The sequence below is a fragment of the Acinetobacter sp. V110_1 genome (assembly GCF_031798975.1).
Taxonomy (GTDB): Bacteria; Pseudomonadota; Gammaproteobacteria; order Pseudomonadales; family Moraxellaceae; genus Acinetobacter; species Acinetobacter nosocomialis_A.
The window spans coordinates 1-24,135 of record NZ_JAVQNN010000014.1; the positions used below are offsets into that span (position 1 = coordinate 1).

General features: G+C 36.2%; 17 protein-coding genes and 1 pseudogene. 13 read left to right on the forward strand and 5 right to left on the reverse strand.

Going from position 1 to position 24,135, the window contains the following annotated elements:
* From RMA95_RS03680 to RMA95_RS03700, 3 genes are all read left to right on the forward strand, one after another.
* On the forward strand, positions 1-9,521 hold a 9,521-nt coding region (locus RMA95_RS03680), incomplete at its 5' end, for a hemagglutinin repeat-containing protein (protein ID WP_409187556.1).
* The gene (locus RMA95_RS03695; protein WP_311069617.1) at positions 9,522-10,238 is read left to right on the forward strand and encodes a pentapeptide repeat-containing protein; all 717 of its coding nucleotides are present in this window, start codon (positions 9,522-9,524) and stop codon (positions 10,236-10,238) included.
* A 236-nt stretch (positions 10,239-10,474) separates the two neighbouring features.
* On the forward strand, positions 10,475-10,750 hold the full coding sequence (locus RMA95_RS03700; protein WP_311069618.1) for a hypothetical protein: 276 nt from the start codon (positions 10,475-10,477) through the stop codon (positions 10,748-10,750).
* Between the two features lie 93 nt (positions 10,751-10,843).
* On the opposite strand, the gene RMA95_RS03705 is transcribed toward RMA95_RS03700, so the two are convergent.
* Together RMA95_RS03705 and RMA95_RS03710 are read right to left on the reverse strand one after the other, a co-directional pair.
* Entirely contained in the window at positions 10,844-11,416 is a 573-nt protein-coding gene (locus RMA95_RS03705) for a DUF4291 domain-containing protein (RefSeq protein ID WP_311069619.1), read from the reverse strand.
* A 397-nt stretch (positions 11,417-11,813) separates the two neighbouring features.
* A pseudogene (locus tag RMA95_RS03710) lies at positions 11,814-12,354 on the reverse strand (RNA 2'-phosphotransferase).
* Positions 12,355-12,483: 129 nt separating this feature from the next.
* On the opposite strand from RMA95_RS03710, the gene RMA95_RS03715 reads away from it, so the two are divergent.
* From RMA95_RS03715 to RMA95_RS03745, 7 genes are all read left to right on the forward strand, one after another.
* Complete coding sequence (locus RMA95_RS03715) at positions 12,484-12,816, forward strand: hypothetical protein (protein ID WP_151794308.1); 333 nt, start codon at positions 12,484-12,486, stop codon at positions 12,814-12,816.
* A gap of 519 nt (positions 12,817-13,335) precedes the next feature.
* A complete protein-coding gene (locus RMA95_RS03720) occupies positions 13,336-13,710 on the forward strand; it encodes a hypothetical protein (protein WP_106465511.1) in 375 nt (124 codons plus the stop codon).
* A 9-nt stretch (positions 13,711-13,719) separates the two neighbouring features.
* Positions 13,720-14,271, forward strand: a complete 552-nt coding sequence (locus RMA95_RS03725) for a hypothetical protein (RefSeq protein ID WP_209046043.1) — start codon at positions 13,720-13,722, stop codon at positions 14,269-14,271.
* 81 nt (positions 14,272-14,352) lie between these two features.
* Positions 14,353-14,964 (forward strand): hypothetical protein, encoded by a 612-nt coding sequence (locus tag RMA95_RS03730; protein WP_311069620.1) that lies wholly within the window; start codon positions 14,353-14,355, stop codon positions 14,962-14,964.
* Positions 14,965-15,012: 48 nt separating this feature from the next.
* Positions 15,013-15,288 carry a hypothetical protein gene (locus tag RMA95_RS03735; protein ID WP_311069621.1) on the forward strand — a complete coding sequence of 92 codons (276 nt, stop codon included), beginning with the start codon at positions 15,013-15,015 and terminating at the stop codon, positions 15,286-15,288.
* 147 nt (positions 15,289-15,435) lie between these two features.
* A complete protein-coding gene (locus RMA95_RS03740) occupies positions 15,436-15,819 on the forward strand; it encodes a hypothetical protein (RefSeq protein ID WP_311069622.1) in 384 nt (127 codons plus the stop codon).
* A gap of 167 nt (positions 15,820-15,986) precedes the next feature.
* Positions 15,987-16,523 carry a TetR/AcrR family transcriptional regulator gene (locus RMA95_RS03745; RefSeq protein WP_311069720.1) on the forward strand — a complete coding sequence of 179 codons (537 nt, stop codon included), beginning with the start codon at positions 15,987-15,989 and terminating at the stop codon, positions 16,521-16,523.
* 55 nt (positions 16,524-16,578) lie between these two features.
* Here RMA95_RS03745 and RMA95_RS03750 read toward each other — a convergent pair whose 3' ends face one another.
* Positions 16,579-17,679, reverse strand: coding sequence for a hypothetical protein (locus tag RMA95_RS03750; protein ID WP_311069623.1), 1,101 nt, complete (start codon positions 17,677-17,679; stop codon positions 16,579-16,581).
* 245 nt (positions 17,680-17,924) lie between these two features.
* A complete protein-coding gene (locus RMA95_RS03755) occupies positions 17,925-18,842 on the reverse strand; it encodes a LysR family transcriptional regulator (protein ID WP_311069624.1) in 918 nt (305 codons plus the stop codon).
* A gap of 97 nt (positions 18,843-18,939) precedes the next feature.
* On the opposite strand from RMA95_RS03755, the gene RMA95_RS03760 reads away from it, so the two are divergent.
* The 3 genes from RMA95_RS03760 (at position 18,940) to RMA95_RS03770 (ending at position 23,500) form a co-directional block, all read left to right on the forward strand.
* Positions 18,940-20,322 (forward strand): aspartate aminotransferase family protein, encoded by a 1,383-nt coding sequence (locus RMA95_RS03760; protein ID WP_311069625.1) that lies wholly within the window; start codon positions 18,940-18,942, stop codon positions 20,320-20,322.
* Positions 20,323-20,430: 108 nt separating this feature from the next.
* The gene (locus tag RMA95_RS03765; protein WP_311069626.1) at positions 20,431-21,999 is read left to right on the forward strand and encodes a CoA-acylating methylmalonate-semialdehyde dehydrogenase; all 1,569 of its coding nucleotides are present in this window, start codon (positions 20,431-20,433) and stop codon (positions 21,997-21,999) included.
* 103 nt (positions 22,000-22,102) lie between these two features.
* Positions 22,103-23,500, forward strand: a complete 1,398-nt coding sequence (locus tag RMA95_RS03770) for an amino acid permease (RefSeq protein ID WP_263614122.1) — start codon at positions 22,103-22,105, stop codon at positions 23,498-23,500.
* Between the two features lie 148 nt (positions 23,501-23,648).
* On the opposite strand, the gene RMA95_RS03775 is transcribed toward RMA95_RS03770, so the two are convergent.
* Positions 23,649-23,882 carry a DUF2171 domain-containing protein gene (locus RMA95_RS03775; protein WP_024439164.1) on the reverse strand — a complete coding sequence of 78 codons (234 nt, stop codon included), beginning with the start codon at positions 23,880-23,882 and terminating at the stop codon, positions 23,649-23,651.
* Positions 23,883-24,135 lie beyond the last annotated feature (253 nt).

The window sequence follows — 24,135 nt, forward strand, 5'->3', positions numbered from 1 at the left end:
CGAACAAGCAACTTCAGGTAAGCAGCCAGAACTTAAGTAACCAGTCTGGTGTGATACAGACAGGCGAGCAGGCGGATCTAAATTTAACTGTTCGTGAAACGCTAAATAACCAGTCTGGACAAATTTATGGCGGTGCAAATGTTCAGATTAATGCTAGCTCGGTCAATAACAACCAGCAGGGACAAATCAGTGCACAGGATGCGTTGAATATTATCAGTGCAGGTCTGATTGATAACGAAGCTGGCAGCATGGTTGCCAACCAGAACATTAGCCTGAGTGGACAAGGATTAAATAACCGTCAAGGCCAGATCGGCAGTATTCAGGGTGGGTTATCTGTTGATGCGGGTACTCAGGCAGTGGTTAACCAGTCTGGATTATTACAGTCAAAAGCAGACTTAACAGTTAAGGCCTTGTCACTTGACAGCACGGCAGGCCAGATGACTTCGCAGGCGAAGATTGATCTGCAAAGCCAGCAAGAAGTGAACAATACTCAAGGTGTGATTTCAGCAGATCAGGGGATTGAGGTTAATAGCCAAGGGTTAAATAACCAGAAAGGTCAAATCGGAACACAAGGGCATTTGACTCTGCAGGTGGGGAATTTAACTTTAAACAACCAAGCTGGATTATTACAGGCAGGTCAAGACCTCATTGTAGATGCGGCATCAATTGATAATTCACTATCTGGGAAGATCAGTGCTCAAGGTCAGGCTACATTACAAACTACAGGCCTTTTAAATAATCAGACTGGGGCAATTACAGCTAATCAGGACATTACTTTAACAAGCCATGGTTTAAATAATACCCAAGGCCAAATTGGTAGCGTCGCGGGAAGCCTAAATCTGGAGATGGGGGATCAGGTTCTAAATAATCAATCTGGGTCTTTGCTTTCTGGTCAGCATATTAATATTCATGCTTCAGGACTAAATAATAATCAAGGACAGATTATTGCTCGGCAAATTTTAGATATTGATACCGAGTTACAAGAATTGAATAATAAACAAGGTCTAATCAGTGCTGATACCGCGAATATTCGTTCTGGTACCTTAAATAATGATCAAGGGCTTATTCAAACGAATACTGTTCTAAGTATTGATACACAAAGTCACGATTTAATTAATACTCATAGTGGCAGCCAAGGTGGACTACTAAGTCAAGGTAATCTTACTTTGAAAAATCTTGCCACAATTGATAATACGCAAGGTTATATTGCTAGTGGTCAAACTCTAGATATCACTGCAAATCAGGTACAGAATGGTAGTGGTACTTTACTAGCAGCTCAAAACCTTAAGCTACAAGGCAGTGGACAGAACCAACTACTGAACAACCAGTCTGGTCAGTTATTGTCTATGGGCGATATGTCATTGAATATAGACCGAATCAATAATGCTGGTAAAGTTAACACTACTGATACTGACAGCCATATTATGGCAGCTGGTCAATTAAATATTAGTACGCAGCAACTGGATAACCAAAATACAGCATTAACAAATAGTGGCACATCGGTTCAGGGGATTGATGCTGGAAGCTTGAACCTAAATGCTTTGGCTGTTGATAACCAATCTGGTGTAATTCGGAGCAGTAAAAATAGTCAATTGGATATTAGCCAACAATTAAATAACCAGTTCGGTGAAATCAGTGCAGTAGAGCAACTCGGTATTCAAGGTAACTCACTTGCTATTAATAACCAAAAGGGCAAATTACTTGCGGGGGAAAATTTAAATATTGCGGCCTTGTCTCTTAATGGAGATGGTCAGATTTTAAGCTTAGGCAATGCTGATATTAAGTTGCAAGAAAGCTTTAAGCAAACCCAAGCTGGACAGTTACAGGCTAATAATAATTTAAGTTTAACAACGGCTGGTGATATACAAAATGACGGAAAAATCAATGCCGGCAACACTCTAAAACTGAGTGCTACTAATGTTAATAATAGTCGAGATGCTCAGATTGAGAGCCATGATACTCAAATCATTGCACAAGATCAGATTAATAATACTGGACTGATCAATGGCGACTACACCACTCTAAAAGCCAATATCGTAAATAACCAAGGTTCGGGTCGTATATATGGTACAGAACTTGCGATTGGCGCTAATACGTTAAATAACTTGCCTGATGTTAATGGTCAGGCACCAGTAATTGCTTCACGTGGTGATATGAACCTTGGGGTTCAAACACTCAATAACCTAGCTAATACGACAGATTACACTAGTCAGGCATTGATTCTAAGTGCAGGGAATATGTATTTAGGAGGAGCTTTAGATACGAACCGCAAAGCAACTGGTCAGGCGAGTGTCATTAATAACGAAAGTGCCACGATCGAGTCTTTAGGAGATATGCGTTTATCTGCTCGTCAGATCAATAATATAAACAGGAATTTTAAAACGAAAGTCGTAGAAGTTAGCCGTAAAGATGGATTAGAAAAGAGATTTAGTTCATGGCGTACATTTGATGGTGAACTTATTGATTTAAAAAATCCTGCTGAAGATTTTACAAAATATTTTTATAGTGAAATAGTGTCTGAAACACAAGTTACTGAATCAGCCCCAGGTCAAATTAAGGCTGGTGGCAATATGGACCTGTCTGGCGCACAAATATTGAATGATAAAAGCAAGATTTTAGCAGGTGGCTTATTCACGATTACTGCTGGAAATCTTAAGTCTGATGATACTAAAGGTATTAAAGAAACAATAGCTACAGGGATACGACAACTTTATGAAGTAAGATCGGGGAGTGATTATGATGAAAAAACTCCGTTTACTTATAAACAGGCAGCAGAGATTGATTTACCGATTAGCCAGGCCTTGGGTAATCAAAAATTTAATCAAAGTTCAATTTCAGTTACACCTGTTTCCAATAATAAAAATGGTACTCAGATTCAATCTAGCCAAGCCAATCCAAGCCATCTTAATGATTTAAAAGATAGTGATGTTTCGACACAGGTAGGCCAAGCACAAAATGCACAAGGACAAAATATTAGTGTAGTCGATACTGTAAATACATCGAATAATACTAGTATTCAGACTGGGCAACAGACTCAGCCAACAAACCGAACTAAAGATATAGATGCGAAAATTACTGGTTCGCAGTCAAATGTGGCTCAAGCAGTTCAAGCTAATGGACAAAATTTAGATGTTGGCCATAGTGTAAATATCTCGAATAATACTCAAACTCAGTCTGTACAGCAGAATCAGCCAACAAACCGAACTAAAGATTTAGATGCGAAGATTAGTAGTTCACAGACAAATGTGGCTCAAGCAGGTCAAGCTGGCACACAAAATTTAAGCATGGGTTCTAGTGCGAATGTATCGAATAGTACTCAGACTCAGCAAGGACAACAAAATCAAGCATTGCAACAATCTAAGGATTTAAATGCAACTATTACCGAGTCACAGTTAAATGTGGCTCAGGTAGGTCAGGTTGGTGGACAAAATCAGGTCATTAAAGATGGAGAGCAGGTAACAAATACTAGTGAAATAAACGCTAGTCAACAGAATTATCCAGCACAAAAGTCTAAAGATTTATCAGTTGCGGTTGACAAATATACCCAGCAAAAAGGGCATACCGCAGATCAAACAAATACCCAAGAAATGATTGATCAGGTAAATGCTCCAGATCAAGCTGCTGATGCGGTACAGTATGAAATACGGACTTTGACTGCATCTGAAGTTAAAGTTCCGAATAGTGCATTGTATAGAGTTAATAAAGATAGCAAAGCTGGTTATTTGATAGAAACTGACCCAAGTTTTACAAATTATAAAAATTGGTTATCTTCAGATTATATGTTGGATGCATTAGGCCTTGACCCTGCACTACAACAGAAACGTCTTGCGGATGGTTTCTACGAGCAACGTATGGTGCAGGACCAGATTGCCAACTTAACGGGTTACCGCTTCCTTGCGGGCTATACGACGGATGATGAGCAATATAAAGCATTGATGAATAACGGGGTAACCTTTGCCAAACAGTATGATTTACGTCCAGGTATTGCTTTAAGTGCTGATCAAGTCGCGCAATTGACCAGTGATATTGTGTGGTTGGTTGAAAAAGATGTGATTTTAAAAGATGGTACAAAAGCTAAAGCTTTAGTTCCACAAGTCTATGTAAAAGCTCGTGTGGGGGACTTAAAAGGAGATGGAACATTACTTTCTGGTAATAGCATCAAATTTAATCTAGATGGCGATCTAATTAACGGAGCGACAATTGCTGGACGCCAAGCAGTAGAAATTACGGCGGATAATGTCCATAACCTAAATGGACGAATTCAGGGTAATCAGGTCGCGATTGAAGCTAAAAAAGATTTAAATAATATTGGTGGACAGATTATTGCCAAAGATGCAATGACATTGAAAGTAGGCGGAAACCTAAAAGTTGAAACTACAACCCGTACATCGACAAGTCAGGTAGGTGGTTCCGGTTCAAGTATAACTGGTGTGGACCGTATTGCAGGCTTATATGTAGGTAATGGTAGTACTGTACAACCGAATCAGGCGACACTAGTTGTAGATGTCGCTGGAAATACAGTTCTTAAAGCTGCTGAACTGAATAATAGCAATGGCGCTACGGTAATCAATACTGTAGGCAATGTAGATATTGGCACGGTACAAACGGGTTATAAACTCACTACTTATCAAGATGTAAGAAATAACGCAACTAGTCAAAAAACTCAGGATATAGGCAGCCAGATTAATAGTACAGATTCATTATTGATATCTGGGCAAAATATTAAGGTCAAGGGTTCAGCTTTAAATAGTGTACAAGGTACGACCCAACTTTCTGCAGTTGATGAGTTAAATATTGAAGAAGGCCGTAAAACTAGCCAATTTGATAGTCAATCTTATAATAAACACAAAGGTGTATTAAGTAGTAAAAGTACAAGTAGTCTAGTTCATAATCAAAGTGATGAAGCGATTGCCAGTATGGTTGAAGGCAACAAAGTCATACTAGATGCTAAGAATATTAATATTCAGGGTAGTCAGGTAGTGTCTAAAGAGCTGACGCAGATTCAAGCCAAAGAAAATATCAAGATTACTACTGCAGAAAATCAATATTCCAACCAACAGGAACAGACAGTTAAGAAATCAGGATTTAATGCAAGTCTTTCTGATGGTGCAGCAAGTGTAGGTTACGCAAAATCTAACCTAAACACAAAAGAAGATGGAAAATCTACAACCTTAGCCCAAAGTGTGATTCGTAGCCAAACAGGTGATACGACGATTATTGCTGGTAAAGATTTGACCGCTGAAGCTGCCATTTTAGATGCAGGTAATAACCTCAACTTAAAAGGCGCAAATGTTAATCTAAATGCAGCCTATACAACCGATGAAAAATATTCAGAAGTTCATAGCAAACAATCGGGTATTTCTGTTGGTGTCACTTATTCACCAGTACTTGCGGCAAAATCTGCATATGACAAGAGTATGGGCGATAACCAATACTCTGACAGTGCTATTGGGAAAATCATGTCGCAAGCCAATGCCATCGATAAAGGACTCATGGCAGCACAAACCCCAATCGTGATTTCTGGAGGAAGCAAAAAAACAGAACAAACAAAGAATACCATTAGTAGCCAAGCAGTTGTTACGCAAGTTGCTGCCAAAGGCAAGTTAAATATTATTGCGACAGAAGGTAGCATTAATAGCCAAGGCGCACAGCTTTCTGCTGAAGGTGATGCTTTATTACACGCTAAAGAAAATATAAATCTTGCCTATGCGCAAGATCACTCAGCGCAAACGGCTGACCGCAAGCAAAAAGGCTTTAGCATTGATAGCCGTGATTGGGTTGCACCTGGAGGTGTATTTAACAATCAAGAGCAAGGACAAGCAAACACCAGTAAAACTACAGGCACACAACTTTCAGTTGGCGGAAAAACCACCTTACAAACTGAACAAGGTGATATTAACATCTTGGGTAGTTCGATTGCTTCGCAGGGGGATGTAAATCTCAATGCCGCTCGAGACATCAATATCAAGTCTACACAAAACAGCCAAAGCCAAAGTGAGCACAGTTCAAACAAAGGCATTGGTAGTGCACAGATTTCAGATACTGAAAAATTCTTTGGTTATATGAATGGCAATAGCCAAAGTAATAGTAATGATATTGAACAACAACGTAGTCAGGTCGGAAGCCTAACAGGTAACGTTAACATACAGGCGGGGAATCAATATACACAACAAGTCGCAGATATTGTTGCGAAAAAAGACTTAAACATTTCAGCGCAACAAATCAATGTTTTAGAGGATCATACGCGAGGCAGTTCATCTAGTGCGGCAGATGACTTAAAAATTGGCATATTTGCTAAAGTCAGCTCACCGATTTTGGATTTAATTAACAGTATAGATAAGACTGCTCATAGCAAAGCGGATGATCGTACACAAGCACTACAAGCTGTTGCAGCAGGTGCTCAGGGTTATCAAACCTATAGTGATATAAAAGGTGGCGCATTATTTAAAGCAGAAGCAGGTATTGGCTTTAGCACCAGTGAAAATCAGCAAGCTAGCAGCTATGCCACTTCGCAACAAAACAATCTGAAAGCTGGTGGTAATGTTAACTTAACCAGTACCAATGGTGATATTCATCTTCAAAATACACAGGTGAAAGCGGAAGATAAGATTAGTCTCGATTCAGCAAAAAATATTGTATTGGAATCTGGACAAAGCCAAAACAAAGCAGATGGCAAAAACAGCAATGCGGGATTAAGCGTAGGTTATGGCGTTTCTGTTGGAGCTCAAACAGGCGTCTACATTTATGGAGAGGCAGGTTATGGTAAAGGTAGTAACCATTTAGACAATACGACTCAAAATAATACGACTTTAAATGCCGAGCAAATTAATCTTAAGAGCCAAGGAGACACCACTTTACGAGGAGCGCAATCGAATGCTAACCGTATTGATGCAAATGTAGGTGGTCAGCTTAAAGTTGAAAGTTTGCAAGACACTGTTGAGCAAAGCAGTAACCAAATGGGAGTAGGAGGACGCGTCCAAGCTTCATTTGGTACAGCATGGCAGGCATCTGGTAATTTTAGTAGTAGTCAGGCTTCCGGTAATTCTAATAGCGTTAATCAACAGTCTGGTTTATTTGCCGGAGATGGTGGATACCATGTGAAAGCAGATAGTGTTGACTTAAAAGGTGGTGCAATTGTTTCGACAGCATCTAAAGACAATAATGATTTGACTGCAAATCGTTTAACTTTTAGCAATATCGAAAACCAAACCCAGTACGATGCGACGACAGTCAGTTTATCTGGAGGCACAAGTTTAGGTAAAGGTAAATCAACTGGAGATAGTAAGGCATCGACACCAACTAACAATGATAACTGGCGTAATGCAACCAGCTTTAGCCCAAGCTTACCGCAACATGAGTCTGACAAAGATAGTAGTACCACTTATGCCACTTTAAGTGCAGGTAATATTACGATAGGTGGTAAGTCGACTACAGTTGAGCAATTAGGTATTCATAGCGATGCCTCGACAGCCAATAGAGTGGTTGAGACCTTACCGAACTTACAAACTATTTTAGATAAGCAAAAGACAGTAGCGGATGCGACGTCAACAATTGCGGCAGCATCACGTACCTATGCTCAAGACCAAATCAAGAATGCAGCAGCAGAAAAAGAAGCGATCGGCAAGCAGATAGCCAGTCAATTAAGTCCAGAAGAACAAGCAAAAGTTCAAAAAATGTCTGCGACTGAGAAGGATGCATATCTAGCTCAATACGGTGCTTATGATGCCGCACTTGCAAATGAAAAAGCAGTGACCAAGCAATGGGGTATGGGTGGAGAACAGAGCCGCGCCCTGAATGCGGTTACTACCGTAATCACGGGTGTCCTTGGTGGGCAAACTGATATTCAAGTTGCTGCAAATACACTTGCACCTTATGCCGCACAGCAAATTGGTGAGAAGTTTGGACATGGAGAAGACAAGAACAAGGCTGCACAATTAGCATCACATGCGATATTGGGTGCAACGCTTGCTTACTTAAATGGAGGCAATCCAGCAGCTGGAGGTGGTGCAGCAGTTGCAAGTGAAGCAGCAGCAGATTACTTAGCGAATCAATACAATGACGGTAAGACAGCAATTAATCCAGGAACAGGCAAGTTCGATGCAAATTTATTACCAGAAAATGTTAAATCGAGTATTCGAGACTTAACGGCAGCGATTGGAGCAGTTGTTGGTGGAACAGTTGGTGATTCTAAATCGAATGCACAGTTGGCAGGTGTGATTGGGCAGAATACGGTAGAAAATAATGCTTTAATTACTGAATCTCCAGATGGAAAAAGCCGATATTATACAAAAGAAGATAATAAATTTAATTTATTGCAATATTTGGTTGCTACAGGGCAATTAACACTTGATCAAGTACCAAATAGCATTTTTGAAGATATGGCAAACAGGGGGTATGCTTCTTTGACTGAAGAAGATAAAGCTCCAAATAATGCATCAGAAGAGCAAAAATATAGACAAAATTTTGTAGACGGAATAAAAGATGGACAAATAATCAGTGAACAAAAATTTTCGGATCTTATGAATAAAAATCCTGAAATTTGGACTGAAGTAAAAAATGAAATTGAAACTAAACAATTTTGGGAAGGTGTTAAAGAACCTATATTTCAATATGTTTTACCTGGGCTTCAGTTAGTAGGTGGAGGAGTACAAATTGTTGGTGCAGGTGCTATAGATGTTGTAGGTTGTGCGACAGTTGCTGCCTGTGGGTTAGCAGTAGGTGGCTCGAGTTTATTGGTTGTTAATGGTCTTGATGATATAAGAACAGGTTGGAATAATTTGGGAGTTCAATCTGAAGGTCAATCTGCATCATCTACATTAACATCATTGGGTATATCAGAAGGTACTGCTGAATGGATTAAATTAGGTGCTGCTGGCGCTAGTATTGGTGCAGAAGCAATAGTTATAAATAAGGGATTGAGTAGTACATCTATATCAGATATTAAACCAAATACTTCAAATCAGCCTCTTACCTCTGAAGAAATTTTACCTGAAAAAACAACAGAATTAATTAGTGGGGCTGATAAAGCTTTATTAAATGGTGAAGTTGTTTATCCACAAGTTTATAGAGAGCTTTATCATGGTGCAGATGCAAAATCATTAAATCTCCCAGATAATTTAACTTCCGAGCAATTGGCATCTTATATTCAGCAGAATGGTCTAAATGCGAGAGGAACAAATATTGAATTAATGTCACATCAAGCAGGAAATAAGGATACAGCTTTTAGAGGAACAACCACCAGTGTAATTTCTCAAGGAGGGGATGCTGGAGCAGCATATTGGGCTGGACCAAATGGGATTGTTGTAGAGTTAAAAAATGTTAAAGGTTATGATTTGGATGCACTTCAATCGACCTCTTCAAAAGGAATTGGTATAGGTGGTATGGTTCAAAAGAATACTTTAGGTGGTGAGTTAGAGATTTCTGTACCAGCTCAGATTGACCCTTCACAAATTAGTAGAGTTGGTATAGTAAAAACAACACCAAATGGTAAAACTTATGTAGACTTCGATTGGGAGAAGTAAATGGAAAATAAATGGGATCAAGTAGATTCTTATATTTTTTTAAAAAATTTGATTAAGTGTAATTTGCAGACGGAAGAAAATTTAGGAATAGACAATGATACTTATCTGAAATTACCTAAAGTAATAATGCAAGAAGATAAATCTGAGTTAATAGATTTATCTTATATTGATTTAAGTAGTCTAAACTTTGGAAAAGTATGGATGGGACATTATTTGGCTCATGCAAATTTATCCTATTCAAATTTTTTTAGAACTCACTTTCATCATGCTATAGCAATTAATGCTAATTTTACGGGATCATTTTTTGAAAGAGTACAATTTATACCATTCTTTGCTCCTAATTCAAATTTTGAAAACTGTTATTTTAAAGATTGTTTAGCTTTTGGGAATGGTGGAAACCCAAGAAATAGTGGAGCTTATAATAACTTTAACTATTGCAACTTTAAAAACACTAAGATGATTGGTTGTGATTTTTCAAAATCTAGTTTTCAAAATTCTAGTTTTGAAAATGCTGAAATAAAAGATTCAAGATTTGAAGGAGCAATATTTTTAAATGCTAATTTAAAAAATGCTCTATTTAATAACTGTTCTTTTTCTAGCTTGGAATATAATGGGGTAAATGACTTTGTAACAAATGTGGATTTCTCTTGTTCTGATGGTGTTAAGTTTATTAATTGTGATTTTAAGGGCGTTAAAATTGATAATATTTTGATTTAACATACATAATATTTCTTTAAGTCAAACTTGGTGATTCTTGAAGAATGTAAATTAATAGCTTGTATAAATGTTGATAGTTCAACTCGCATGCAAGCTCTGAATAGGTACATTATTGAAACAGTCACCTTTTTTATCTATTGAACCTTTAAACCGTGTTTTTCTTACTGTTGTAAAGTAAACAAATAATGAAAGTTTTTATAATATTATGTAAAGTTCATGCTGTGGTTGAGTCAATTATGCCTTCAACGATGACTAAAGCATTCGTAAATTGTTATACGAGTGCTAATTCTTATGAAGAAGCTATAAAAAAAATTATAAATCAGTTTGTGTATGATGGAATCTATTTGGATGAAATTGAATCACCAGTTTATGAAATGCCTGTTACTAGTTGGCAACTCCATATTCAAGAGGAATATAAATCTCTATCAAGTGAGATGTTAAGTCAATCAGAATTTGAAAATGAAATTAAAAATGGTAAAGTTGTATACGGTATTTTTAGTGGTTTTAATTGATTTTTAAAACATTCTTTAAGCCCCCCAGTTTTATAACAAGATTGGGGATGCTTATTAGTTTAAAGATTGTTTTTGATTTATCCAATATAAATTTTAATTAAAATAATAAGGATAAATTTTTTCAATAGGAAGCATGCTTTTTGCGTTTTCTACATCGCCCTTATCTATTAAATGTTTAATAGTGAGTACATCATTAGTAATATCGTTAATGGTAATAATCCATTCATTTATATATTTTAACACAGCTTCTTCACTTAATCCTATTTGAATGGCTCTGTAGGATAATGGTTGTGAAAATATATCTCTTTCAGGATCCCATTGAATTCTAACAGGATATTTACTCTTGTGAATTTTCCATTCTTCATTATTTAAAAGTTCAGGTTTATGACTTAAACAGCCATTCATTAAAGCCCATTCGAAACCTTCTCTCTTAATATCAATAGCTAATATTCTTTTTTGATTAGCATCTTTTTGAGCCCAACCTGAGCGGTACATCATCCATAAAAAAGAAGGTTTTATCCAAGTCATTCTATCAATTTTGAACGGCGGTGAAACGAAAGTACCATGTTCTAAAGCAGAGTCAGCGATTATATCCGAGTATGCTTGATATATACGGATAGTTTCATCAGTATAGTAAGCCCTAATTTGGTTATTGGGTATAGTCATTTTGAAGTTAAATAAATATATATAATAAATATTCTAGCATAATTTTAATTAGATTCTCTTACTTTGAAAATTGCATTACATAGCTATCCGAATTAGAGATTCAAAAAAGCCCAGCAATTGTCGTTAAAAGTAGTTGATTTATAGAAGCTATAGATGGTGACTGGGCAGTTTGTTTTGATGCAACAGTTAATAGTGGTTCTCTTAAAGTTCTTGTATATGACTTATGAAATAGAGAAAATTATTATGAGAAAAAGAATTTTGATGAATGGTTAAAGTTCGTCATTAGCGGAATCTAATTATATTATTAATATGATTTACATAATTTATCTTATTGGATTTCAATTTTTTTAATTTTTGAAAAATGCTTCCACCTCTGAGTGGAAGCATAATTTTCATTTTACTGAAAAGCAATAAACTCTACTGGTACATGTTTAACCAACCAGACTCCATTTTCAGCTTGGAAAAATTCGAATCCATTCTTATGCATTTCTAAAGCATGTATAGTTAAAATCTGTGGTTTGCCATAACGTGCTCACAGATAGAGCGGTGTCTTTGTTTTCTGTTAGATGCACATATTGACGATCTTTAGAGATCAAACCTTGCTCTTTTATTGAGGCTATAAATCTTTGAGCTGTACCATGATAAAGAGAGATTGGTGGCACAAGCTTATTTAGAGTAATATCGACACTTGTGGTTGAGTGGCCCTGTACAGCGCGAATATATTTTCCATCATCAGAAATTTGGAAGCGCTTTTTATCACTATTGTTCACAATATTCTTAATAATTTCTTCGTCCAAAGCTACATTCTTGACTGGTTGTGACTTGGAAATTAACTCTTCAATATTTGCCCAACCTTCACGATCTAATGTCAGACCAATTTCTTCTGGTTTGTGTCTTAGAATAAAACTTAAATATTGGCTAATTGCTTTTTCGTTCATAGGTATAGACTATTAGAGTTTTTTATATTTTAGTGATTTTATTAACTTAAGAGTAGTCTTATAGTGAAACTAAAAAATTGACATGAAAATTGTTGGTTCATTGTTAGGTGCTTAATAAAGGAGTTAACTGTGTTAGGTATATCTTTAAGTGAAGAGTGGAATGATGACACTATTTATATATACGGCATATACCATAGTAATAACGATATATTGTTTTATGGAATTTCTGGGGAACATGGTAATGAACTAATTGCATTTAAGCAGAGAGAAATAGAAATAAAAGATCCTAAAGTACGGTATGAGATGGTCTATTATGGTAATGATGGTCGTAGTCATTTTATGATGCTTCATTGGGCTTTAGCTGAAGATGGCTTATTAGATAAATTATTAGAACGTGACCCAGATTCTTTAGCACTTTTTTCTAAGTTAAGATGGCTTGATAGTAAGCAAGATTTTACTTAATTCAATGACCTTTATTGCTTGAAGATTTCTTTAAAGGGTTATTTATCTAGAGAAATAAGCCTATATGGGATGAAAAAAGTATTGCAAAAGTAGTACTAAAATCAACAGTGTGACAATTACAGGTATTTTGACGGGATTAGAAGTAAATTTCTATTTGGGATATTATTTATGCTTGATGAGCTTAGTTTTTTTCAAAAAGTTGGTATTTTCGTACAACCAATTATTTTAGTGATAATGGGAATTTATGGGCCGAAATCATTAAGAAATGTCTCATGGGCAATGTTGTTTTTTACGTTAACTACATATCTTTTTAATTTATTTTGAAGCAGATGGCTGTATATAAGCGTATCAAAACCATAGTGATATAAAAAGTATTCACTATTTGAAGTTAAATCTAGTATTGGTTTTAGTAACTGTATTAGCAATACAGGAGCCATACAATAGATCATGTTATATTCTGATAGAAAGCTTTAAAAAGGCATTCACTAGCGAAATAGTAATAATTAGGAATTATAAATAGTGTTACAAGTTCATGCTAAATTTGAAGATGATCTTCATACAGAAAATATGCTTAAAACATCACAAATACCGTGTTTATGTAAGATTGCTGAAAAATTTGAAATCGATTTTTTAGTCGCTTATCCTCAGGTTACAGGTTTTGTAACAGGTTGGAAGTATAAAGAAATTGATTTAAGAGTATCCGCAGGTGCTGGTGGGGAATATCTTCATTATAAATATGGATTAATTACTTTATCTAAGCTTGAGAAAGATTTATATATTATTGAAAACTTGTCTATGTTCGAATCAGGAAGTGGATGGCTTCCAGTAGTTGAAAATAGAGAATATAGCCATGTAGCTGAAGTTGAAGAGCCAGATTGGTTGAAAGATTTATGACCTAAGTCCATGGAAAATTTAAAAAATCCTTTAAAAAGCCTATCTAATATTGATAGGCTTTTTATTGAATTAGAGATACTTGGAGAAAATAAAATGAGTGAACTAAAGTTGTACACTTTTTTTTGCGCAGAAGATCAAGAGATTAATACACCGATTATAGAAGTTATAATTGACAGATCATTAAATTTTATTGGTGATATTACTGAATATATCGGTCAGCATGTTTATAAGAATTATCCATATGATAATCCTATATTTCCCGGCAATAAATATTATTTTGGTGGTACTAGCGCTGATGCTTTTTTTGACTGTTTAACTGATTATTTGAATTTAAGAAATAAGAACGTAATGTTGTGCTTAAAGATATTGAGCAAAAGTGAAGGAGTAGCAGATAAAGAATTTTTTTTATTTTTAAATGCTATAGCAATTGCTATGCTTTCTTATAATTATGACTCAAGGTTAAAAGTTTATATTTCAAAGGAAATATTGGATATCTATTTAAAGGAATCAAAAAGATTGCTTGATTTAGATACACATCCTGATGATTTTGTTGTTTATTAGAATTTTTATAAATAGCAAAATTTTAATTTATAAAAAACTATCAATACTAGATAGGTCTTTTATGTGATTAGAGAAAATTATGTGAAAAAATTAATTAAATTAATGCCAGATTATCAATGCTATCCTTTATGGGAATATGATGAATTTGGTTTAGTAGTTAATTTAAATCCAAAAGATTTACCAATATCAAAGGTATTTAGTATAATAAAATTTTTTAAAGTGGAGCGTAAATTGAGTAGAAAAAAATTATATAGCCTTTTTGGTGCTGAAGAATATGAATGTCGTAATGAGTTAGTTTTGAAAGTTGATAGCACACTAAAAACTATTTATGAAATTTATTCCTATTTTGGTGAAAAAATATACAACAGATATCAATATATAAATACTATCTTGCCTGAAAATAGAACTTATTTTGGTGCAAGTCCAGATGGTTTTTCAGATTGTTTAACTGAATTTTTAGATCAGTTAATCAATAGTGATTTACTGAGAATTGAAATAATAAGCAAAGGAGAGGAAATTTCTGATAGTGAAATTTATATGTTTTTATATATTCTATCTATTAATATGGTGAATTATAATTATGAATCAAAATTAAGGGTGTTCGTTTCAAAGGAAGTATTGGATATCTATTTAAAGGAATCAAAAAGATTGCTTGATTTAGATACACATCCTGATGATTTTGTTGTTTATTAGGCTTTTTATATAATTAGGGAAAATTATCTGAAAAAATTGATTAAGATGATGCCAGATTATCAATGTTATCCCTTATGGGAATATGATGAATTTGGCTTAGTAGCTAATTTAAATCCAAAAGATTTACCAATATCAGAAATACTAATAGATAAGCTTATGTTATGGTCTGATATGTATGATGAAACTTTATGTTTAGATGATCCTATTAATTCTGCCTTTAAATCGATTCAGGATGAGAGGAAATTCAAACTATTAGGAAGTGAATTATTCGATATTTTAAAAGAAGAGTTAAATGGTCAGTATGAAGTTATCTATGAAAGTTAAGATAGCTTAAAAAATTACTCCCCAATTAACCTAGTTATATGACATTGTATGACTTCTAAATTTTTTTTAATATTTTTGAAAAATGGGGAAGTTGAAGATTTCCTTCTCAGAATGCACCAATTTCAAATCAATAGATATGGATAAAACATGAATTCAATAAATCGCAGTAGTAAGTTTTTTCTTGCAGTTTTTCTAATGATGAGTCTTTCAAATACATATGCAGCAAAGACACAGGTTGAAGAGGTTGATGCAATGGAAGCTGCTGGAGCAGAAGTGGCAGAAGCGGGTGGAGCTGATGTTAGTGGAGTAGCGGTTGGATGTCGTGCTGATGAAGCTTGTGATGCGGTAACTTCTGTAGCTCCTGTTTCTGAGGATGAAATGTACGGTGGTATTGAACAGGAATATGTTGTAAAAGGCTGTAAAGTAACGGTCTACAATGATGGGCCAGTGAAAATGGTCGATGTAAAGACAGATCAACCATGTGATGCTCCACTTCCTAAAGGTCACAAATTCTCTAAAAAGAACCATTAATTATTTTGTGTAGCATCTTTAAACGGGTGCTATTGAAATGAATTTACCAAGCCTCAAGCCAACTGAGAGTACGAGGCTTATTTTTCATATCCATTCTAATTGGGTACTACATAAATAGCCCAATCTTTTATTGCTGAACGCAATTATTTTTTAAAAAAACTGTAGAAATAACAACAAATGTTGTAAAAAAAGGGATTCATCTTTTCCATCACGGTGGATTTCACACAGTTGGCGTTGACAAGATTGTGAGAGAAACAGAAGTGAACAAAATGACGTTTTATAACTATTTTCACTCTAAAGAGCGCTTCATTGAAATCTGTTTAATCGTGCAAAAAGAACGTCTTCAAGAACAAGTGATTGAAATGGTCGAATATGACCACGCTACAAGTACACTAGATAAACTTAAGAAGCTGTACTTTTTACATAGCGATATAGAAGGGCCATATTACATATTATTTAAGGCTGTTTTTGAAACAAAAATTAGCTATCCAAACGCTTTTCAGACCGCAGTGAGATATAGAATGTGGCTTATCAATGAAATTTATAGCCATCTCAGACAGTTAAAAACCGATGCAACATTTAATGAGGCCAGACTCTTTTTATATATGATTGAGGGCACGATTATTCAATTGTTAGATAACTGCAATGTGGCTGAAACAGAGAAGGTACTGGATTACTTTTTAATAAAGCTTGGTGTGGTTTAGATAAATATCCCAAAGTACATGGGCAAGGTACTTTGGGATATACAGGTTTTAAATTTTACTTATAGTAAGATTGGATTTGGGCAACAAGAAAGTCATAACTCGCTTTGTTGAATAAAGCAAAGTCACTTTTTGATTGGTAGTTGGTGTTCGATGTGGTTGAAGGTGCACCATAGGTTTCAGAGATAACATTACCTTTAACTTGCCATTCACCATCGTAAATTTTGCCATTCATTTCAATGGCTGGGTCTTTACCATTGTCAAACATTGGGTTGCCTGCACTATCTACAAAATAAGTTACTTTGTAACCAGCAACAGTATCAAACTTATAATTAAAGTTTGGATAAAGTTTTTGTTGCCATTCAGCTAGGGTTTTGAAATCAGTGAGTGAGCTATCAAATAAATAAAACTCTGTATTGTTATAAATAACAGACTTCGGTACATAAATAAAAGAGCCATTTGGGAACGTTGCATTACTATTTACTAAGTTTGCAAAGGCTGTTTGATTATCTTTAAGAATACGAGAAAATTGATCACCGATATAGCTTGTATCTTTAGTTGTTGCATTCACTGTATCAGGTGGGAAAATATCAGTTATTTTTTTACCTGAAACATCAATTTTCTCATAATCGAAACTCACATTATCTGAATTTAAACTACAACTATCATTAAATTGAGCAGTCGTAATTTGTGAGCCTTGTGATGCAACAATATAGCCCTCAGGCCAACCATTATTTTGCTTCTGATAAGTCTTTTTAGTGAAAAGACCAAAAGAGTTAAGGTCGTAAGTTTGTACAACATCTTCAGCCGAACTACTTTCGATTTCGTCAGCAGTTACATTATAAATTGCTTTTGGAGATGAATATATCATCTGCCCATTTCTTTGGAATTCATCTGCATACAATTGTTTTACTGTAGTGTAGCTGTTAGCTGTAGGGACTTGTTTATAATTGTATGTCAGAGAGTATAACGGCTCATCAAAAATTGTATTGGTTGAAAGGGTAGAGTTTAAGAGAATACCTCTATCACACTTTAGACTAGATTGCCCTTGAGTTTGTGATGATACATTTTCAGAATTATTAGAGCTTGAACTACCTCCACCGCACCCCGTTAACATAATAAAAGAAATAGAAACTGCTAAAGTTGAAATTTTTTTCATGAATAAACCTTAAGTATTTATGTTTACTTTGCGGGCGTGATTATATATTTTTTATTTATTAAAAACAGTTCGTTAAGTGATATTTATTAAATATTAAATATATTTAAATATACTGCATAGTCATTTTTACCTAAAAAGCCCCTATGGAGCTTTAATTTTATAAATTTCTATTGTGAAGTTTTTATAAACAAAAAGGCTTGTTATTTATATAATATCTATATTCTTACATCTATATATAAATATTTTTAATCACTGTTGATTCTTTTCTCAAGCATATCTACAAATGTTTTTAAAATATTATTGTGGTTCTTACCCTTATGAGTAATTAAGCATATAGGGGTACTGTAGTGCATTTTATCTTTTAAAACAGGTTGCATCACACCGTCTTCAACCCATTTTTTTGCATAGTGGTCGGGTAAAAAGCCTAAAAATTTACCAGTTAAAATTAGAAAGGCAATCCCTTCGCGGTCACTTGCTGTCGCTTTACAGTCTAAAAGCTGATGTAGCTTTACCGCTTCCGATGTAATCGCATAATTAGGAAGAATGGCTTGCCATTTTTTTAATTCATTTAAATTGATGCTACTGCATTGGTTAAATAAAGGATGGTTTTTACCGCAGTATAAAAATGAACTTTCACTATATAAGTCGAAATAGTCTAGACCAGACAAAGGCGTAACAAGGGGAATAACGCCTGCATGCAAACGGTTATCGAGCACCCGGCATTCAATATCTGACAAAGTGCTCATACTAATATTAATAATAACTTCGGTATGCTCTTCGGCAAGTTGAGTCAAGGTGTTGGTGATATAGCCTCTAGGCATAGTCACAAGGTTGTTAATAATGCCGATATTAAACTCACCCTTAAGACGGTTATGCATTTGGTTGACTTTAGAGCGGAAGTCTTCAATCGCTGCTGTGAGTACTTCAATATATTCTAAAATTTCCCGTCCTTCGTCGGTCAGGGCAAATCCGGCACGGCCGCGCTGACATAGCCGAATACCCAAACGATTTTCTAAATCACTCATATGCAAACTAATTGCAGAGCGGCTAATACCTAAAATGCTTTCGGCAGATGTAAAGCTGTGACAGTCGCAAACCGTTTTAAATATTTTGAGAAGTTTTATATCAAAATCAGTAACTTGATTTAATTTTTTGGGTTTCATTTAGTTTTGTTTTTTTAAATCTAAACTCAAGATAATTTGAATTTATCAAACTTATCTCGCTATGTACACTCAAACCATAATTTGAAAATAAACAGGAATGGTTATGTTTGATACGGATAAATTCAGCGACTCAGAGCATACTTTGGATGCGGTTCAAACTAATAATAATATGTACATAAACTATCAGGCACACTGGATGCCTTTCTCTGCAAATCGAAACTTTGCTAAAGACCCGCGCATGATTGTGGGCGCAAAAGGGTCGTACTTGATTGATGATTCGGGCCGTGAAATTTATGACTCACTTTCAGGCCTATGGACGTGTGGTGCAGGCCATACCTTGCCCGAAATTCAACAAGCGGTAAGTGCTCAGTTAGGTCAGCTCGACTACTCACCAGCTTTTCAGTTTGCTCATCCACTTTCTTTTAAGTTGGCAGATAAAATTGTTCAGCATATGCCTGAAAAACTACAACACGTTTTCTTTACCAACTCAGGTTCAGAGTCGGCAGATACGTCAATCAAAATGGCACGTGCGTATTGGCGTATTAAAGGTAAACCAAGCAAGACTAAATTGATTGGTCGTGCCCGTGGCTATCATGGGGTAAACGTTGCGGGAACAAGCTTAGGCGGTATTGGTGGTAACCGTAAAATGTTTGGTCAGCTTATGGATGTAGACCATTTACCGCATACCTTGCAGCCAAATTTAACTTTTACCAAAGGCTGTGCAGAAACAGGTGGTGTAGAACTTGCCAATGAAATGCTTAAATTAATTGAGCTACACGATGCTTCAAATATTGCAGCCGTTATTGTAGAGCCTATTTCTGGTTCAGCAGGTTGTATTGTGCCGCCAACAGGCTATTTACAACGTTTAAGAGAGATCTGTGACCAGCATGACATCTTGTTAATTTTTGATGAGGTGATTACAGGTTTTGGTCGTTTAGGAACATGGACGGGGGCCGAATATTTTGGGGTCACACCAGATATTTTGAACTTTGCGAAACAAGTCACCAACGGTGCCATTCCTTTAGGTGGTGTGGTGGCAAGCCATGAAATTTACTCTGCGTTTATGCAGCAAGACTTACCAGAGCATGCCATTGAATTTACCCACGGCTATACCTATTCGGCACATCCGGTTGCTTGTGCGGCCGCTTTAGCTGCGCTTGAAGTTTTAGAAAAGAAAAACTTGTTAGCTCAATCGGCGGCGTTGGCTCCAAGTTTTGAAAAAAAGCTGCATGGTTTAAAAGGCGCACCGCACATTTTAGATATTCGCAACTGTGGCTTGATTGGTGCTTTGCAGTTAGCTCCGCGTGATGGCGATGCCACCATTCGAGGCTTTGAACTCGGTATGAAACTCTGGAAAGAAGGTTTCTATGTCCGTTTTGGAGGCGACACACTTCAGTTCGGTCCAATGTTTAACAGCACGGAAGCAGATATTGATCGCTTAATGAATGCCGTGGGCGATGCGCTTTATCAAGTGAAATAAGCCTTATAGATATTTATGAGCATCAGTAGTGTCTCTGGATGCTCTTTAAAAAAACCAAATGAAAAAGCAGTTTGATCTGAAAATTAATTGTAGTAAGGAGTAACAATAATGACAAATGGCCTAGAAGATTTTAGCTATGAAGAAGTTTCAACTGAAAATGGTACGCATAGTGAACAAGCCAAAAAAGTGCTAGGGCATTTCATTCAAGGAAGAATTGTATCTAAAACGGCAAGAAAACAGCCAGTTTACAATCCTGCGACGGGTGAAATTAGTAAAGAAGTCGAAATTGCAGATGCTCAAACGGTAAATGAAGCCGTTCAGGCAGCCGAGCAAGCATTTCCTGCATGGCGCGATACACCAGTTATTAAACGTGCACGTGTCATGTTCAACTTCAAACAATTATTAGAACAAAATGCCGAAAAGATTTGCGCTTTGATTGGGCAAGAACACGGTAAGATTTCTCATGATGCTCAAGGTGAATTGCAACGTGGTATAGAAAATGTTGAATATGCTTGCGGCGCACCAGAGCTTTTAAAAGGGGAGTTTTCAAAAAATGTCGGTCCAGATATCGACTCATGGAGCGAGTTCCAACCGTTAGGCGTTGTAGCTGGCATTACGCCATTTAACTTCCCAGCCATGGTGGCTTTATGGATGTTCCCAATGGCACTGGTTTGCGGTAACTGCTTTATTTTAAAACCTTCTGAAAAAGCACCTTCTGTGGTTTTATACCTTGCAGAACTATTAAAACAAGCGGGTTTACCTGACGGCGTATTTAATGTGGTGAATGGTGACAAAGAAGCGGTAGATGCCTTATTGCACCATCCGCGTATTCAGGCAGTCAGCTTTGTAGGTTCAACACCAATTGCTGAATATATTTACCGTACCGCAACTTCAACAGGTAAACGTTGCCAAGCATTAGGCGGTGCAAAAAACCACGCGATTATTATGCCGGATGCCGATATTGATAACGTGGTGACTTCATTGTTAGGCGCAGCTTTTGGCTCTTCGGGCGAACGTTGTATGGCACTTTCGGTTGCGGTTGCTATTGGCGATGAAGTTGCCGATGTCGTAATTGATAAGCTGACTCAAGAAATGAAAAAATTGAAGTTCGGCCACTATGCAGATGCAAGCAACGACTTTGGACCACTTATTACCCAAGCGCATAAAGACAAAGTGCAGGCTTATATTCAAAGCGCAGAGCAGCAAGGCGCAAAAATTGTGGTAGATGGCCGTGATGCAAAACCGGCAGGTTATGAAAAAGGTTTCTTTGTTGGGCCAACTTTAATTGATCAAGTCACACCAAACATGACCAGTTACCAGCAAGAAATTTTTGGTCCTGTGTTGCAAGTTATGCGTGTGAATAGCATGCAAGAAGCGATGCAACTCATTAATGACCACGAATATGGCAATGGTACTTGTATCTATACCCGTGATGGGGAAGCTGCTCGCTATTTTAGCAGTCACATTCAAGTCGGTATGGTCGGTATTAACGTGCCTTTACCAGTACCTGTGGCTTACCACAGCTTTGGTGGCTGGAAACGTTCGTTATTTGGTGATTTACATGCGTATGGTCCAGATGGTGTCCGTTTCTACACACGCCGTAAGACCATTACACAGCGCTGGCCATCGGCTCAAGTCCGTGAAGCAAAACAGTTCTCAATGCCGACTTTAAATTAATTTTTATTATCAGGGAAAACAGCAGTTTTCCCTTTTTTCATGACTGTAGGATTTTAAGCATGTAATAGATTGTTTTTATGGATATATTTTTAAGGAATGAAATATGAATAATGATAGAACAAAAAAATTAGGCGAAGGACTCTCAAATCGCCATATCACAATGATTAGTATTGGCGGTGTTATTGGCGCAGGTTTATTTGTCGGTTCATCTTCTGCAATTGCCAAAGCAGGCCCCGCGGTCATTCTTGCATACCTGATTACCAGCATTATGGTATTTCTGGTGATGCGCATGTTAGGTGAAATGGCCGTTTTAGAGCCGGACACCGGTTCATTTTCTACCTATGCCCGTAAAGCCATTGGCCCGTGGGCAGGCTTCACTATTGGTTGGTTATATTGGTGGTTTTGGGTGCTTGCGATTCCGGTAGAAGCCATCGCAGGTGCTGAAATTTTACATTCGTGGTTTCCGAGCGTTTCAGTTTCTATTTATGCATTTTGCTTTATTGTGTTCTTAAGCTTAGCCAACTTTTTTAGTACCAAAAGTTTTGGTGAGTTTGAGTTCTGGTTTTCCTTAGTCAAAGTGGTTGCCATTATTGGGTTTATCATTATTGGTATTTTGGCAATTTCAGGTGTTTGGCCTTTAGCTAAAAATGTCAGTGGCGTTGCCAATTTATACAACAACGCTGGTTTTATGCCGCACGGTATGGGAGGCATTTTATCTGCCATTTTAATTACGGCATTTTCATTCTTTGGGGTGGAAATTGTCTCGATTGCCGCAGCAGAGTCATCTAACCCTAAACAGAAAATTAGACGTGCCACCAATTTGGTGTTGTACCGTATTATTCTTTTCTTTGTGGTCTCAATGTTTATTGCTGTTTCACTTGTCGATTGGCGTTCACCGGACTTACAAAAGTACGGGACATTCCAATACGTTTTAATGAGCTTAAACGTACCGGGCACTAAACTTATTATTGATACCGTTGTGTTTATCGCCGTGGCGAGCTGTATGAATGCCGCAATTTATACGTCTTCTCGTATGTTATTTCGCTTAGGAACACGCAATGAAGCACCACAGGCAGTGACGAAAGTGAATTATGCGGGTGTACCTGCTATTGCGGTGTTTTCTTCAACTTTTATTGGTTTAGTGTGCTGTGTCATTAACTACGTATTCCCTGGAAAAGTATTTAGCTTATTGCTCTCAAGTACAGGTTCCATTGCTTTGCTGGTGTACTTGGTTATTGCATTTTCACAATTGCGTCTAAGACATAAGCTCGAGGCAGCTGGAGCGGAAATTCCATTTAAAATGTGGCTATTTCCATGGCTCACTTGGTTTGTGATTATCATTATTTTAAGTGTATTGGCTTATATGTTTTTCTCGCCAGCATATAGTTATGAAACCACTTTATCATTAGGTGTGACTTTAGCTGTGGTGGGTTGCGGATTATTTGTGACCCGAAAGCGTAAAGCAACCAGCTCGGTTGCGATAAATCAGAGTAACTTATAAAAATATTAAATAAAAATTTTAATGCTATAAGTAAAAAGCTCCTTAATAAAAAGGAGCTTTTTACTTTTTAATTCTAGTTGTTTTATTTTAATTATTGTTTATCTTTTTAAATAAGCTGCACAGTTAGAAAATCACTGTGCAAAGAAGTTTAAATGGCTTGCCAGTTTTCTTGAACTTCTTTTGAGTTTTTATTTAAAATGACTTGATCATCTTTTACCTCCCCAATCCAAGAAGTAGGAATAAGGTGATGTTGATCGTTTTCATCACGAGTGAGTTTCAACTGATTTTCACCTTCTAGATGATCGACAGTCCCTACTTTAGTACCACAAGAAGCAATAACGTCTGCATGTTTTTTAATATCATTAATATTTAAAGTACTCATTTTGGACCTCTTCTTTGGAAATAGAAAAACGGTAGAAACTAAATTACTGGATAAAATCGGAGAAATCTTTGTTTTTTAATAAACCTTACATGATTATTTTATAATTTCACTTAAGCGATATATTTAGATAACAATGAAATAAAAAGAAATATTCATTTAATAAAGTTATAGAAAATATCTTTTCATTACATTTTATATCTTTAATTAAACAGAATTATTTCGATATGTTTAAGTGAATACTTTTGAATAATTA